Below are 14,962 nucleotides of genomic sequence, written 5' to 3'. Positions count from 1 at the left end.
ACGAGCCCCGCTCCGCCTTGACTGGGAGAGGACGGGAGAACCTGAGAGGATCACCGCATGGTCTCCCCCATTGAGGACTACGCCGTCCTCTCCGACTGCCGCACCGCCGCTCTCGTCTCCTGCGACGGGGGGATCGACTGGCTGTGCCTGCCCCGCTTCGACTCTGCCTCCGTCTTCGGCGCCCTCCTCGGCGGTGACGACCAGGGTCGCTGGTCGCTGCGGCCGGTGGACGGGCGGGCGACGAGCGAGCGCCACTACCTCGGCGACACTCTGGCGCTGGTCACCCGCTGGACGACTCCGACCGGAGTGATCGAGGTGATCGACGTGATGCCGCTGCGCGACGAGCGCGCCGAGCTGGTGCGCCGGGTGCGCGGAGTCTCGGGAACGGTCCGGATGCGGCAGGAGCTGCGCATCCGCTTCGACTATGCCCGCACCCTGCCGTGGATGCGGCAGGAAGGAACCGACGAGGACCCGCTGCTCGTGGCCGTCGCCGGCCCCGACGCGGTCGTCGTGCGCGGGGTCCGGCTGAAGGCCGTCGATCACGCCCACACTGCCGAGTTCGATGTCGCATCCGACGCCGTCGTCGACCTCTCGATGGCCTGGTTCCCCTCGCACCAGCGCGCGCCGAAGCGCCTCGACGTGGACCGCGCGCTCGAGCGGACGCTGGCGTGGTGGTCGGAGTGGGCGTCTGCGATCAGCTACGACGGACCGCACCGCGGCGCCGTCGTCCGCTCGCTCCTGACCCTGCGTGCCCTGACCGACGACGAGACCGGCGGCATCGTCGCCGCCGCGACCACTTCACTCCCCGAGCAGTTCGGCGGCGGCCGCAATTGGGACTACCGCTACGTCTGGCTCCGCGACGCCTCGCTCACCCTGCAGGCCCTGCTCGCGCACGGGTTCGAGCGAGAGGCGCAGAAGTGGCGCGCCTGGCTGCTGCGGGCAGTGGCCGGCTCGCCGGAGGATGTGCAGATCATGTACGGTCTCGCCGGCGAACGAGACCTGCCCGAGCGCGAGATGCCGAGCCTGCCCGGCTACGACGGCGCGTCCCCGGTGCGGATCGGCAACGCCGCCGTCGACCAGTACCAGGCCGACGTGATCGGCGAGGTGATGGTCGCTCTGCACGAGGCGCGCGTGGCAGGAGTGGACGAGACCCAGTTCTCCTGGCCGCTCCAGCGCGCACTGCTGGGCTTCGTCGAGACCAACTGGCAGCGGCCGGACAACGGCATCTGGGAGATCCGGGGCGAGCCGCGGCACTTCACGCACTCGCGGGTGATGATCTGGGCGGCGCTGGACCGCGGCGTCCGTGCCGTGCGCGAGAACGGCCTGCCGGGCCCGGTCGAGACCTGGGAGCGCCTGCGCGAGGAGGTGCGCGCCGAGATCGAAGCGCAGGGCTACGACGCCGAGCGCGGCCACTTCGTGCAGTCCTACGGCTCCCGGGAGGTCGACGCGTCGCTCCTGGTCCTGCCGATGGTCGGCTTCGTCGCGGCCGACGACCCGCGGATGCTGGGCACCGTCGCCGAGCTGGAGCGCGCGCTGCTGCAGGACGGCCTGCTGCACCGCTACCGCACCGAGTCCTCGGTCGACGGCCTCGCCGGCGGGGAGCACCCGTTCCTCGCCTGCTCGTTCTGGCTGGTCCGGCAGTACGCGCACTCGGGCCGGATCGACGACGCGCGGACCCTGATGGACCGCCTGGTCGGGCTCTGCAACGACGTGGGCCTGCTCGCGGAGGAGTACGACGTCGAGGGTCGCCGGCACGCGGGCAACACCCCGCAGGCGCTCTCGCACCTCGCTCTCGTGCAGGCGGCGGACGCGATCGCGGCGGCGCGATGAGGCGTCGGCGCGTCGTGCTCGCGAGCATCGGCGACTCGGAGTCGCGATGCTCGGCTTCCTCACCTGAAGTTTGATCGTCAGCGGCCCGGACGAGGACGCGCTCGCCCGAGTGCGTGCCGATCCCGCGATCTGGGTCGAGCGCACGGACAACTCGCTGGTGATGACGCCGACATCGAGCGGGGAACTGGCCGGCGGCCACGAGGCGACGGCGACCGGTACGCCGCCATAAGCTCCGTCAACCGCCGAGCTCCCCCTCCCTCCTCCCGCGAGATGCCACCTATGACGCGCGCCCTCGGCGTGTCGTCCTCATAGGTGGCATCTCGCGGGAGTCAGTCGCGCTTCGGAGTGTCGCGCAAGTCGATCAGACCGGTGAAGAGCGCGCCCCGTTCGTTCGAGCGCTCGTCGCCCGAGAAGAGATTGTCGGGAGCGGAGGAGGTGTGTCGGCGCGGGGTCGCGGTCGGCGCAGGCTCTCGCTCCACCTCGACGCGCTGGCGCGGCAGAGCGACCGGGTCGTTCTCGTGTAGCCACGAAACGAGCCGCTCCCGCACGTAGCAGCGCAGGTCGAAGAGCGTCGGCGCGTCCCTCGCGGTGACCAGCACCCGGATGCGGACAAAGCCGCCCGTCGCATCGGTCACCTGCAGGACGCTGGTGCGCCCGTCCCAGAGCTGGGTCTCTGCCAGCAGGCGGTGCAGCTCGTCACGCATCTGCTCGGGGCTCACCCGCCAGTCGAGGTCGAGTTCAACCGCGCCGAGCAACTCGGAACCGGTGCGGGTCCAGTTCTGGAACGGCTGGGTCGTGAAGTAGTTCGTGGGCAGCACCAGGCGGCGGTCGTCCCAGAGATGGACGACAACGTAGGTCAGCGTGATCTCCTCGATCCGGCCCCACTCGTTCTCGACGATCACCACATCGTCCAGCCGGATCGCATCACTGAAGGCGAGCTGCATCCCGGCGAAGATGTTGGTGAGGCTCGACTGGGCCGCGAGGCCGGCCACGATCGACAGCACGCCCGCCGACGCCAGCAGGCTCGCGCCGGCGGTGCGTGCCTCGGGGAAGGTCAGCAGCGAGGCTCCGATCGCGATGACGACGACGGCCGCCACAGAGACCCTTCGGATGATCGTCATCTGCGTGCGGAGGCGGCGGGCGCGCCGGTTGTCGGCCGTATCGGTCCGGTAGCGCTCGGCGCCCAGGTCCTCGAGGAACACGAACAGCGCCCCGACCACCCACGCGGCCGCCCCGATGGTGCCGATCTGGAAGACGCGCTGCACGAGGCCCGGCCACGGGTCCCCCGAGACGGTCGCGGCGAGCGCGGCCCACACCGCGATCGTCATCAGCAGCACTCGGAACGGGATGCGCAGGCGCCCAATCAGGAGGCGCGCCCAGGCTTTGCGCTTGCCGACGGAGCGGAGCACGAGAGCAACGACGGCGGTCGCGACGACGGCGATCACGACCGCGATTACCACGGCGAGCGCGATCATGCCGATCGTGGGGAGAACGTCTTCGGGCACGGCGGTCCTTTCTGGAGGGCGAAACGGAAGCGAACGGAGATCTTGCCACGCGAACGGGGCCCTACCGCATTCTGCGACGGACGCCGTGCGGATGCTCAGGCACCTGTTAGCGTCTCAGCACCGAAGCCGAGGGAGAGTCATGTCCATCCGTTCCACATCCGTCCCCGCAATCGCCGTCGCCGTCGCTCTGGCCCTCGCCGGCTGCGGCACGGCGGGTGTCGACCCGACGCCGTCCACCTCGCCCACCCCCTCGGCAACTCCCTCGGCCCCGGCAGCGCAGTCCAGCAGCGATCCGGGCTCCGACCTCAACGACCCGGAGACGCTCAAGAAGATCGCCGGCGCGCTCGGCGGGGCGAGCGCCTTCAGCTTCGAGGCGGGTGCGGCGTTCTCCCCCGACAACACCGCCTACTGGAATCTGGACCAGGCCGCACTCACAGCGGCCGGATTCCGAGCGGTCGACTCGGGTACCGACCCGTCCACCGGACACTGGCTCTTCCGCGACGACGCGGGAACCACCCTCCTGGTCATTCAGCAGCGCGTCCGCGACAACGACCCCGCGGTCAGCGACGAAGACGCGACCCGGCACGTCATCGAGATGTCCCGACCCCTGAGCGACCTCCAGCCGACGTCGCTGGCTTTCGACGGCGGCGGCACCGTCGACGCTCTGCGCGCCGACATCGCCTCGGACGACGACCTCACCTGGACCACTGTCGCGCGGACCTTCACGCAGACGGGAATCGCGCTGAGCCTGATCGCCGCCGGCGAGGACCAGGCCCGAGTCTCCGCCGCACTCGATGTCGGGATCCATTCGACGACCGTCGACTTCCGAGGCGTTCTGCCGCTGGTCGGCGGGTCTTCCACCACGCCGCCCGCCGAGTGAGCGCGATGACGTCCGTCCGATTCACCGCCCGCCCCGGTCGTCGGCGTGGTCGCCACCCTCGCCCTCGCGGGCTGCTTCCGGAACACAGGACGGAAGTGACGCCGAGCCCTCCGCACCGACGGACGACGAGATCGCGGCAGCCGCCGACGCTTCCACCGGTTCCGGCACAGTAAGCGTCGGAGCGGGAGACGACCTCGTTGCCGAGGACGTGCACTTCTGGCACATCTCGACCTCGAGTCTCGCGGATCACGGTTTCGCGTTCGACCCCGGCCGGAGCGAGATCGCCAACGGCTGCTGAGTGTTTCAGGCGACCGACCACACCCGTACCACTGCGCGCCAGCTGCGGCTGGCCGATCCGGACCGGAGTGTCGGCGACGAGGCGGCGACGCGCTCCGCCCTGGCGACCTCCGACGTGGTCGGGGACCCGCGGCCGGTCACCCTCCCCCGGCTCGATGGCGGCACGATCAAGGCCCTGACCGCCGACCTGGTCGCCGACGTGGACGGCCCCCTGGAGGATCGTGGTGCGCAACGTCGTACGACCCGCCATCTCGCTCTCGATCCTCGTCGGAGCACCGACGAGCTCTCGGCTGGACGACGCCCTCGCCGCTGCCTCGGAGGGCCTGCAGGTCGACAGCGAACGAGCCGGCCGTCACATCCGCCCGCCCTCGGCCTGCACCGAAAAACGACGGCGAGAGCCCGCAGCACTGCCTCCGCCAACGACAAAGCCCCGCACCTCACGACGAGGTGCGGGGCTGGTGGTGCACCCCCTCGGACTTGAACCGAGAACCCACTGATTAAGAGTCAGTTGCTCTGCCGATTGAGCTAGAGGTGCGTTCTGATCGACTGATCGTGCGTGCCGAACCGAGGGATCACATTACCAGCGAGTCCCCCCGTCCCGTCAAATCGAGAGCCGCGGGCTCACCGGTATCGTGGGTGTGTGAACCCGCAGAGCGCTGACCCGAGCTTCGACGCCGACCTCCGCCTCGCCCTCCGCCTCGCGGACGCTGCCGATGCGATCTCGCGGGACCGGTTCGGCGCGCTCGACCTCGTCGTCGACACCAAGCTCGACCGCACCCCCGTCACCGACGCCGACCGCGCCGTCGAGGAGGCGATTCGCTCGCTCCTCGCGGCCGAACGTCCGGCCGACGCGATCCTCGGCGAGGAGTTCGGTACCTCGGGCGAAGCCTCGCGGCAGTGGATCCTCGACCCCATCGACGGCACGGCCCACTTCCTGCGGGGCGTACCCATCTGGGCGACCCTGATCGCGCTCGCGGTCGACGGCGTCCCCGTGGTCGGCGTGGTCTCCGCTCCCGCTCTCGGCACGCGCTGGTGGGCCGCGAAGGGCTCCGGGGCGTGGGCCGTCGAGCTGGGCGCCGACGCCGAGCCGCGCCCGCTCCGCGTCTCGGGCGTCGACACCCTCTCCGCCGCCACCTTCAGCTACAACAGCATCCAGCAGTGGGACGGCGCTGGCCGGCTCCCCCAGCTGCTCGAACTCGCCGGGGCCGTCTGGCGCGACCGGGCCTACGGAGACGCATGGCCCTACATGCTCGTCGCCGAGGGCCTGCTCGACGGTGCGGGCGAGTTCGACGTGAAGCCCTACGACCTCGCCGCCCTGGTGCCGATCGTGCAGGAGGCGGGCGGGCGCTTCAGCTCCGCCGACGGCGAAGACGGTCCGTGGCACGGCAGCGCCGTCGCGACCAACGGACTGCTCCACGACGCTGTGCTCGCGATCGTGGCGCGGCGATGAGGAGTCGGAGGGCGGCGCTCGCCGGTGCGGCACTCCTCCTGCTCCGAGGAGCACGCGCTTGAGGTCTTCCACGCCTTCACACAGCCGGGCGAGCGCTACACCAGCCGCACCACGTTGCTCGCGCAGGCCGAGGCGAGCTGCGAGCCTGAGTTCGGTGCGGTGATGGGCATCGCCTATGGCGACTCCGCCCTGGAGTACCGCTCGATGGTTCCGTCCGAGGTCGGTTGGCGCCACGGCGACCGCACCATCGTCTGCGCCGTCTTCGACCCGGCCGACGCCTCCACCACCGGCAGCCTCGTCGGTTCCGTGCGCTGATCCCGGCCTGCCTCGGCAGCCGTTCAGCGGATCGACAGGTGGGCTGGGCGAGAGCACTCTGAGGGACGACCGTCGGCGCAACGGGACGCAGATATCGGCGGCTCAGGAGTCGATATGCAGGACCAGCACGACCAGGATCCCCCGCCAGCTCCCGCACGGCCGAGCAGCACTGGGGAGTCTGTTCCTGCGCCTGGACCGGCAGAGTGCGCTGCTCGCGGCGGCGGACGCGCTGGCCGACGGGCCGCACCATGCGTGGTCGCGGCTCCTTCGCGACTACGCCCACACCTCCGACCGAGTCGTCTCGCTGTTGGTCACGGAGCGGTGCGACGACAACACCACCGCCGAGCACCGTGCTGTACCGACTCCCGCCCGATGCCTTCGCCGAACTGCCGGTGGATCGCCGTGCGCACTACCCGGCGGGGACGGCCGCAGGCGTCCCGGCACCGGGGGTCCGCTACCGCGCCTGGGCACCCCCGCAGGCCCTCGCCACGGCGCACGACGATGACGACCGCCTCGCGCTCCTCACGCTCTACGGCCGGATCCGGCAGCTCGACGTGCGCCCTTCGTAGGCACGACGGACCACAGCTCCCAGTGTGCGACGACGACCGATGGTGGAGATGGGGGGAATCGAACCCCCGTCCATCGCTGTGATTCTGCGCCTTCTACGGGTGTAGCCGATGAGAGCGTTCTGCTCGGCCCCGACCATTACCATCGGCGCATCGGTCGACGGGCCCAGCCCGAGTTCGAGTCCCGCGTCGCCCTCAGGCGTAACGACGCAGCAAGTCCTCTTAATGACGCCAGGATCCGGGGCGAGGACGCACCCACGGGCTGACGGACTATCTACTCTGGCTTAGGCAGCGAGAGCGAAGTCGGTGCGCTTGTGTTCGGCACCTGTGTTTTCCAGAGATCGTTAACGAGATAACCCTGGATCCTCGACCCGCTTCTCGCAGTTTCGCAGGCAATGTCGAAACCGATCATCCCCGCGAGCACTCGGCGGCCGGAGGGCCACTGAAGTGGGTCGTTCGTCGCACACTGTGGAGTTACCAGATCAGTCTACCTCAGCCCCGCGGGCGCTCACCCGGAGCCGGCGCAGATCGAGCAGACCGAGCACCAGGGCGAGCGCGATCAGTCCGAGCGTGACGACGTAGCCGTTGCGGAAGGCGTCGTGGTATCGGTCCAGCCCCTCGGCCATCCCCTGCTCGCTGGCCAGCGTTGCGAAGAAGACGGCCGAGGCGCAGGCGGTGCCGACAGCGGTGCCCACCCGCTGGCCGAGCTGGCCGACGGAGCCGGCGACGCCGCCCTGCGCGGGTGAGATCTCGGCGAGGGTGAGCGTCTGATTCGGCGACACGACGAAACCGCCGCCGGCGCCCGCGACCAGCATGGCGGCGCCCATGCCGTAGGCCGCGGTCTCGGCCGGCAGGAGCTCGGCGGCGAGCAGCACCAGCGTGAATCCGATGACCACCAGCACGATGCCCACCACCACCAGCGCCCGTCCGTAGCGCTGCACCAGCTTGCCGCCGTACCAGGCGGTCACCGCCGACGTCAGAGCGAACGGGATACTCACCATGCCCGCGAACACCGGCTCGAGACCGAGCCCCTGCTGCAGGAAGAGGGTGGTGAGGAGGAAGGTCGCCGGGATCGCGGCGAAGTAGGAGGTCGCGACCAGGATGCCGTTCCGGTACGAACTGGTCCGGAAGATCCGGAAGTCGATGACCGGTGTCCGCCCCGACGCGGCGTAGCGCGACTCCCAGTGCACGAAGACAGCGGCGGCCACCGCGGCGAGGACCAGCCAGAACCAGCGGAACGGCGAGTCGCTTGAGGAGCCGGTCGTCAGGAGGAACGGCAGCATGAACGCGAAGATCGCGACCGCGAGCAGCACCAGCCCGATCGGATCCAGGGACGTGTCTCCGTCCGGCGCCGAGCGTTTAGTAGGGATGAGCTTCCAGGCGAAGACGAGGGCCGCGATCCCCAGCGGGATGTTCATCCAGAAGAGCAGTCGCCAGCCGTCCTGCTCACCGCCGATCGCGATCAGGAGTCCGCCGAGCGTCGGGCCGAAAGCCGTCGAGAGGCCGATGGTCGCACCGAAGACACCGAAGGCCCGGGCGCGCTCGGCCCCGGTGAACATCTGCTGTACCAGCCCGAGCACCTGCGGCATCTGAATGCCCGCAGCGACGCCCTGCAGAAAACGCGCCACGACGAGCAGCTCGATGGAGGGGGCGACCGCGCAGAGCAGGCTCGTGACGGTGAACGCGCTCAGCCCGATCAGGAACAGCAGCCGCCTCGAGCGGACGTCACCGAGCCGACCGGCCGGCACGAGGGCCAGGCCGAAGGCGAGCGCGTAGCCCGCGACGATCAGCTGCAACTGGCTCGCGTCCGCGCCGAGCGATCGCTCGATGGACGGCAGGCCGACGTTGACCTTCGAAAGGTCGAGGATCGTGATCGCCGCCACGCCGACGCTCACCGCGAAGGCCCGCCAACGGGTCTTCGCGTCGGCTGCGGTCAGGGCGGTGGGGGCGCTGTTTTCGGGAGGAGACACAAAATCCAGTGTCTCAAAGAGCCGGACGCGACGGAGAGGCTTGCGCCGCATCCGTCGGACATCGTCCGGACGGCGCCCCTACTCGCCGAGGCGGCGGCGGGTCGCCATCGCGCGATCCGCCTCACGGCGGTCCTGGCGCTCGCGGAGCACCTGGCGCTTGTCGTAGTCCTTCTTGCCCTTGGCGACGGCCAGTTCAACCTTGGCCTTGCCGTCGCTGAAGTAGAGCGAGAGCGGGATCAGCGTGTATCCGCCATCCTTCACCCTGTTGTGAATCTTGAGGATCTGCGCCTTATGCAACAGCAGCTTGCGCTTGCGACGAGGCGGGTGATTCGTCCAGGTGCCCTGCGCCCACTCGTTGATGTGCACGGCATCGAGCCAGGCCTCTCCCCCGTCGACGAACGCATAGCCGTCGACCAGCGAGGCGCGCCCGGCGCGGAGAGATTTCACTTCGGTGCCGGTGAGCACGAGGCCGGCCTCGTAGGTGTCCTCGATGAGGTAGTCGTGCCGCGCCTTGCGGTTGGTCGCGACAACCTTCTGTCCCTGTTCTCTGGGCACGGCTGCTCCTCGGGTCGCGAGCGGATGAAGGGGGGTTGGGCATCGTCGGGGTGACGCACCGATGGGCCGCCCCAAACGGGACAGCCCACCAGTATACGTCCGGCCGAGGATCACACCCGCAGGTACCGCGCGATCGCGACGTTCGCCGAGACGGCGGCCAAGATGATCCCGACCACGATCAGGATCGGTACGACGACCACTGCGTCGTCCAGCCCCACGAATGAGGTGAGCGGGATCCGGTACGCCAAAAAGCCCTGCACGAAGAACTGCACGATCCCGACCACCGCGACCCCGGCGAGGATCGAGCCGACCAGTGCGGCGAAGACCCCCTCGAGGATGAACGGGGTCTGGATGAACCGGTTCGAGGCCCCCACGAGCCGCATGATGCCCAGCTCCCGTCTCCGCGAGAACGCTGAGAGGCGAATCGTGGTGGCGATGAGCAGCACGGCCGCGACGAGCATCAGCACGGCGATGCCGATCGCGGTGTAGCTCGCGGCGTTGAGGATCGAGAAGATCTGATCGAGATACTGCCGCTGGTCGGTGACACTCTCGACTCCGGAGACGCTGGACAGGCTCTCGACGATCACCTCCGACTGGGTCGGGTCCTTCAGGTTCACCCAGAACGTCTGATTGAGCAGGTCGGGAGTGACGTATTCGGCGACCGGATTGCCCGCGAACTGCTGCTGGAAGTTCGCATACGCCTGGTCGTGGTTCTCGAAATAGGAGCGGTCGATGTACGGAGCGAGCGTCGCCCCCTCGAGCTGGCCCTGCACCGAGTCGATCTGCTCTTGCGTGGCGTCGGAGCCGCTGCAGTTGGCCCCGCCCGAGGTGGCGGTGCACATGTAGACCGCGACCTGTGCCTTGTCGTACCAGAAGTTCTTCATCTGGCCGATCTGCATCTGCAGCAGGATCGCCGTGCCGACGAAGGTGAGGGAGATGAAGGTCACCAGGATCACCGAAATGACCATGGAAATGTTGCGTCGGAGGCCGCTGGCGACCTCCGACCAGATCAGTGCGAATCTCACTTGACGGGTCCTACGTTCTGCTGGTCGTCGCCGGTCTCGTCGCCCTCGCCCGCGTGTGCGCGGAGGCCCAGGCGCGCGGCCAGAGACTCTTCGGGCAGGGCGCCGGTGTCGGCGGGGAGGAAGATCGGACCGGTCTGGCTCTGCAGCTCCACCACGCGCGCAGTGGCGGCGCTCTCCTGAGTGGGCTCCGGCTCGCGCTCGGACTCCGCCGGGGCGGCGGCGCGGCGACCCTCGGGGACGCGGGCCTGCGCAGCGGTCTGCGAGAGGGGGGTCGGCTCCGGCTCCACCACGGGCGCCGCCTGACGCAGGTCGAGCTCGGGGACCTCGGCGGGCGCGAGCTCGCTGTCGATGATCGCCGGGGGCGACGGGTGCTCGGGGAGCGCGTGGTCGTCGGCTGCCACGACCACGACGCCGTCGTGGACGACCGTGATGCTCTCGGTCTGGCCGTAGCCGCCCTGGCTCTCGTCGCGAACGATACTGCCGGCCGAGAGCTCGATCACGCGGCGCTTCATCTGGTCGACGATGCCGGCCTCGTGGGTCGCCATGATCACGGTGGTGCCGCCGGCGTTGATCCGCTCGAGGAGCGCCATGATGCCGGCGCTAGTGGTGGGGTCGAGGTTTCCGGTGGGCTCGTCGGCCAGGAGGACCGCGGGCTTGTTGACGACGGCGCGGGCGATCGCCACGCGCTGCTGCTCACCGCCGGAGAGCTCGTGCGGTAGACGCGACGCCTTGCCGGCGAGGCCGACCATCTTGAGCGTGTCGGGGACGGCCTCCTGGATGTACCCCTTCGACTTCCCGATCACCTGGAGGCTGAACGCGACATTGTCGAAGACGGACTTGTTCGGCAGGAGTCGGAAGTCCTGGAACACCACGCCCATGTTGCGGCGGAAGTAGGGCACCTTGCGGCTCGAGATCTTGCCCAGGTTTTGCCCGAGCACATGGATCGACCCCGACGAGGGGCGCTCCTCCTTGAGGATCAGGCGGAGGCAGCTGGACTTGCCGGACCCGGAGGCGCCGACGAGGAAGACGAACTCGCCCCGGAGGATTTCGAGATCGATGGCGTTGAGGGCGGGTCTCGTGCCGCCCCGATACTGCTTGGAGACGTTGTCGAAGCGAATCATGTCAGTACGAGGGTAAGCGACGATCCCGAAGAGTCCGCCGAGGGCGCCTGCGGCGCGTCGATGCGGACGCGCCCGTGGCGCGCTACGCCGATTTGCGCCAGCGGATCCCCGCGGCGATGAAGCCGTCGAGGTCGCCGTCGAACACCTGCGAGGGGTTACCGACCTCGTGGTCGGTGCGCAGATCCTTGACCATCTGGTACGGAGCGAGCACGTAGCTGCGCATCTGATCGCCCCAGCTCGCGGTGATGGTGCCCGCGAGCTCCTTCTTAGTGGCCGCCTCCTGCTCCTTCTGCAAGAGCAGCAGCCGCGACTGGAGCACGCGCATCGCCGCCGCGCGGTTCTGGATCTGGCTCTTCTCGTTCTGCATCGAGACCACGGTGCCGGTGGGCAGGTGGGTGAGGCGCACGGCGGAGTCAGTGGTGTTCACCGACTGGCCGCCGGGGCCGGAGGAGCGGAAGACATCGACGCGGATGTCGTTGTCCGGAATCTCGATCGCCTCGGTCTCCTCCATCAGCGGGATGACCTCGACGGCGGCGAAGGAGGTCTGGCGCTTGCCCGCGGCACCGAAGGGGCTCATCCGCACCAGGCGGTGGGTGCCGGCCTCGACCGAGAGCGTGCCGAAGGCGTACGGGGCGTCGATCTGGAAGGTGGCCGACTTGATGCCCGCCTCCTCCGCATAGCTGGCGTCCATCACGGTCGCGGCGTACTTGTGTTTCTCGGCCCAGCGCAGATACATCCGCATGAGCATCTCGGCGAAGTCGGAGGCGTCAACGCCGCCTGCTCCCGCGCGGATAGTGACGACGGCCGGGCGGTCGTCGTACTCGCCGTCGAGCAGGGTCTGCACCTCGAGCTCGCCCATGACCTTCTGGAGGGAGGTGAGTTCGGCGACGGCCTCCTGCTCGGACTCCGCATCGTCCGCCTCGTTCGCCATCTCGACGAGCACCTCGAGGTCGTCCAGGCGCCGGTCGATCGCGGTGATCCGCGCGAGCTCGGACTGGCGGTGGCTGAGCGCGCTTGTCACCTTCTGAGCGTGGGCCGTGTCGTCCCAGAGGTCGGGGACGCCCGCCTGCTCGCTCAGCTCGGCGATCTTCGAGCGCAGGCCCTCCACGTCGATGACGGCGCGGATGTCGGAGAAAGTGGAGCGGAGAGCAGTGATCTGCTCGGTGAAATCGTTGTCCAGCATGGTGAGCCCAGACTACCGGGGGGCCGGCGGCCACCCTGAGGCTCGGGCGTACCGTGGGGACAGTGACCAGCACCGCTTCGCTCCCCTTCCCCCTCGGGCCGCTGCTGCTGTCGACTTTCCTGCCCACCCTGCTGTTCTCGATCGGCGAGGGCGCGATCATCCCGCTGCTACCGGCCGCCGCGGGCGACCTCGGCGCCACGCTGGCACTGGCCGGCCTCGTGGCGGGGATGATCATGATCGGCGAGCTCGCGGGTGACATTCCGAGCGGCTGGATCGTCTCGCGGATCGGCGAGCGCGGCGCCATGCTCGGCGCCTCGGCCGCCTCGATCCTCGGACTGGTGATCTGCCTGCTGTCGACCTCGTGGGTCGGGCTGATCATCGGCGTCTTCGTGATCGGCCTCGCAACGGCGGTTTTCGCTCTGGCACGGCACGCGTTCATGACGTCCTTTGTGCCGATCACGCACCGAGCCCGCGCATTGAGCTCCCTCGCCGGGGTGTTCCGGGCCGGCTGGCTGATCGGGCCGTTCCTCTCGGCGGGTGTGGTGCATCTCATCGGCTCCGTCAAATCGGTGTTCTGGGTGCACATCGTCTGCTGCGTCGCGGCGGTCGTCGTGCTGCTGCTGGTGCCGGACCCGGCGACGGTCCTGCGGCGGGCGCAGGCCGCAGCCGACCGCGATGCTCCGGACGCCGTGATCGCGGCGGCACCGGTCCCGGAATCGTCGCAGTCCCTGCTCCGCACGCTGCGCGAGCACCGCGGGGTCCTCGCGCGAATGGGCTCGGGCGCCGCCATGATCGGGGCACTGCGCTCGAGCCGCACGCTGATCCTCCCGCTCTGGGCGGTGAGTATCGGGCTCGCCGAGACCGACACCGCGATCATCATCGGCGGCGCCGGCGCCCTCGACTTCGCCCTGTTCTACGTCGGCGGGCAGCTGATGGACCGCTTCGGCCGGGGCGCCACAGCGATCCCCTCGATGATCGGGCTCGGGCTCGGACATGTGGCGCTCGCCGCGTCGCTGCTCGCCGCCGATCCGGTGCCGTGGTTCATCGCCGTCGCCTGCGTACTCGCGGCCGCGAACGGGATCGGCTCCGGCATCCTGATGACCATCGGTGCCGACCTCGCGCCCCCCGCCGATCCGGCTCCTTTCCTCGGCGCATTCCGGTTCACCGGTGACGCGGGGAACGCCGCCGCTCCAATCGTCGTCTCGGCGCTCACCGCCCTGGTCTCGCTCCCCTTCGCCGCCAGTGCGATGGGCGTGCTCGGGGTCACCGGAGCCGGTGCTCTCGCCCGCTGGATCCCGCGCTACCTGCCGCGAACCGCCCCTCGCGGCTGAAGTGCTGCGACCTCTTCTCTTACACTGGAGCCCGCATGCGGGAGTGGTGGAATGGTAGACACGCAGGATTTAGGTTCCTGTGCCGAGAGGCGTGAGGGTTCGAGTCCCTCCTTCCGCACGGGATCGGCCGGTACGCTGAGCGCTCTCGCGTGACCGCCCACCGGCCACCGGCACCCGTCGACTGGAGATTCGTTGAACCACGCCGCCCTCGTCCCCTGGCTCGACCCGGAGACGATCCTGACCTCGTTCGGCCCCTGGGGTGTGCTCGTGGTGTGCCTCATCGTGTTCGCCGAGACCGGACTGCTGATCGGCTTCCTCTTCCCGGGTGACACTCTGCTGATCATCACGGGCCTGTTGGCGCACGAGAACGCGTCGAAAGGCGGACTCGGCGTCCCGATCTGGCTGATCTGCCTGGCCATCGGCTTCTCGGCCTTCGTCGGCGGCGAGGTCGGCTACCTGATCGGGCACAAAGCCGGTCCGCGGATTTTCGAGCGCAAGGAGTCCGGGTTCTTCAGTATCGAGAACGTGAAGCGGACCAACGCCTTCTTCGAGCGCTTCGGCGGTCTGGCCGTGATCCTCGCGCGATTCGTGCCGGTCGTGCGCACCTTCGCACCGATCGCGGCGGGCGTGGCCCATATGAATTACCGCAAGTACAGCCTCTACAACTTGATCGGCGCCCTGATCTGGGGCAGCGGGGTGACTCTCGTCGGCTGGCTGCTCGCGTTCATCCCGCCGGTCGCCGCCTTCGTCTCGCACTACATCGACGTGATCCTGATCGGCGCGGTCGTGCTCGCCGTGGTGCCCGCGCTCGTCCACTTCTTCCTCCAGCAGCGCAGAGCCGCCTCGGCCGCCGACCCCGAGACCGAGTCGGCCGCCTACGTCCTCGACGCCGACACCCTCGACGACAAGCACCCGAAGCCCTGACCTGCTCCTC

Annotated in this window: 14 protein-coding genes, 2 tRNA genes and 1 other RNA gene; 9 read left to right on the top strand and 8 right to left on the bottom strand. The window is 69.3% G+C overall.

What is annotated here, in order from left to right; genetic code table 11:
- Positions 1-57: 57 nt before the first annotated feature.
- Together C1O28_RS03725 and C1O28_RS15040 are read left to right on the top strand one after the other, a co-directional pair.
- Positions 58-1,830, top strand: a complete 1,773-nt coding sequence (locus tag C1O28_RS03725; protein WP_097166537.1) for a glycoside hydrolase family 15 protein — start codon at positions 58-60, stop codon at positions 1,828-1,830.
- A 70-nt stretch (positions 1,831-1,900) separates the two neighbouring features.
- Positions 1,901-2,059, top strand: coding sequence for a hypothetical protein (locus tag C1O28_RS15040; protein WP_160487520.1), 159 nt, complete (start codon positions 1,901-1,903; stop codon positions 2,057-2,059).
- Between the two features lie 100 nt (positions 2,060-2,159).
- Here the strand turns inward: C1O28_RS15040 and C1O28_RS03720 are convergent, their stop codons facing one another.
- Entirely contained in the window at positions 2,160-3,335 is a 1,176-nt protein-coding gene (locus C1O28_RS03720) for a mechanosensitive ion channel family protein (protein WP_337189900.1), read from the bottom strand.
- A 139-nt stretch (positions 3,336-3,474) separates the two neighbouring features.
- Here C1O28_RS03720 and C1O28_RS03715 point away from each other — a divergent pair, with 139 nt between their 5' ends.
- Positions 3,475-4,215: a hypothetical protein gene (locus C1O28_RS03715; protein ID WP_097166538.1), complete on the top strand. Its 741-nt coding sequence runs from the start codon at positions 3,475-3,477 to the stop codon at positions 4,213-4,215.
- A gap of 756 nt (positions 4,216-4,971) precedes the next feature.
- On the opposite strand, the gene C1O28_RS03710 is transcribed toward C1O28_RS03715, so the two are convergent.
- Positions 4,972-5,047 (bottom strand) — tRNA-Lys (locus C1O28_RS03710).
- Between the two features lie 105 nt (positions 5,048-5,152).
- On the opposite strand from C1O28_RS03710, the gene C1O28_RS03705 reads away from it, so the two are divergent.
- From C1O28_RS03705 to C1O28_RS03695, 3 genes are all read left to right on the top strand, one after another.
- On the top strand, positions 5,153-5,962 hold the full coding sequence (locus C1O28_RS03705; protein ID WP_097166539.1) for an inositol monophosphatase family protein: 810 nt from the start codon (positions 5,153-5,155) through the stop codon (positions 5,960-5,962).
- Between the two features lie 24 nt (positions 5,963-5,986).
- On the top strand, positions 5,987-6,277 hold the full coding sequence (locus C1O28_RS03700; RefSeq protein ID WP_097166540.1) for a septum formation family protein: 291 nt from the start codon (positions 5,987-5,989) through the stop codon (positions 6,275-6,277).
- Between the two features lie 350 nt (positions 6,278-6,627).
- Entirely contained in the window at positions 6,628-6,846 is a 219-nt protein-coding gene (locus tag C1O28_RS03695) for a hypothetical protein (RefSeq protein ID WP_097166541.1), read from the top strand.
- A 40-nt stretch (positions 6,847-6,886) separates the two neighbouring features.
- On the opposite strand, the gene ssrA is transcribed toward C1O28_RS03695, so the two are convergent.
- The 6 genes from ssrA to prfB all read right to left on the bottom strand — a co-directional run bounded on the left by ssrA (position 6,887) and on the right by prfB (position 12,697).
- Positions 6,887-7,259: a transfer-messenger RNA gene (gene ssrA / locus C1O28_RS03690) on the bottom strand.
- A gap of 66 nt (positions 7,260-7,325) precedes the next feature.
- A complete protein-coding gene (locus C1O28_RS03685; RefSeq protein WP_243392064.1) occupies positions 7,326-8,813 on the bottom strand; it encodes an MFS transporter in 1,488 nt (495 codons plus the stop codon).
- 78 nt (positions 8,814-8,891) lie between these two features.
- On the bottom strand, positions 8,892-9,368 hold the full coding sequence (gene smpB, locus C1O28_RS03680; protein WP_097166543.1) for an SsrA-binding protein SmpB: 477 nt from the start codon (positions 9,366-9,368) through the stop codon (positions 8,892-8,894).
- A 110-nt stretch (positions 9,369-9,478) separates the two neighbouring features.
- Positions 9,479-10,393 (bottom strand): permease-like cell division protein FtsX, encoded by a 915-nt coding sequence (ftsX, locus tag C1O28_RS03675; protein ID WP_097166544.1) that lies wholly within the window; start codon positions 10,391-10,393, stop codon positions 9,479-9,481.
- Positions 10,390-11,514: a cell division ATP-binding protein FtsE gene (gene ftsE / locus C1O28_RS03670; RefSeq protein ID WP_097166545.1), complete on the bottom strand. Its 1,125-nt coding sequence runs from the start codon at positions 11,512-11,514 to the stop codon at positions 10,390-10,392. Before ftsE ends, ftsX begins: the two co-directional genes overlap by 4 nt.
- Before the next feature lie 82 nt (positions 11,515-11,596).
- The gene (prfB, locus tag C1O28_RS03665) at positions 11,597-12,697 is read right to left on the bottom strand and encodes a peptide chain release factor 2 (RefSeq protein ID WP_097166546.1); all 1,101 of its coding nucleotides are present in this window, start codon (positions 12,695-12,697) and stop codon (positions 11,597-11,599) included.
- A gap of 62 nt (positions 12,698-12,759) precedes the next feature.
- Here prfB and C1O28_RS03660 point away from each other — a divergent pair, with 62 nt between their 5' ends.
- The 3 genes from C1O28_RS03660 (at position 12,760) to C1O28_RS03650 (ending at position 14,952) form a co-directional block, all read left to right on the top strand.
- Entirely contained in the window at positions 12,760-14,028 is a 1,269-nt protein-coding gene (locus C1O28_RS03660; protein WP_243392065.1) for an MFS transporter, read from the top strand.
- A gap of 37 nt (positions 14,029-14,065) precedes the next feature.
- Positions 14,066-14,146 (top strand) — tRNA-Leu (locus C1O28_RS03655).
- Between the two features lie 74 nt (positions 14,147-14,220).
- Entirely contained in the window at positions 14,221-14,952 is a 732-nt protein-coding gene (locus tag C1O28_RS03650) for a DedA family protein (protein WP_097166547.1), read from the top strand.
- The last annotated feature ends 10 nt before the right edge of the window (positions 14,953-14,962 follow it).

It is taken from the genome of Rathayibacter rathayi (assembly GCF_004011095.1).
In the GTDB taxonomy this organism is placed as follows: Bacteria; Actinomycetota; Actinomycetes; order Actinomycetales; family Microbacteriaceae; genus Rathayibacter; species Rathayibacter rathayi.
This window is presented reverse-complemented; position numbering and strand designations above follow the sequence as displayed.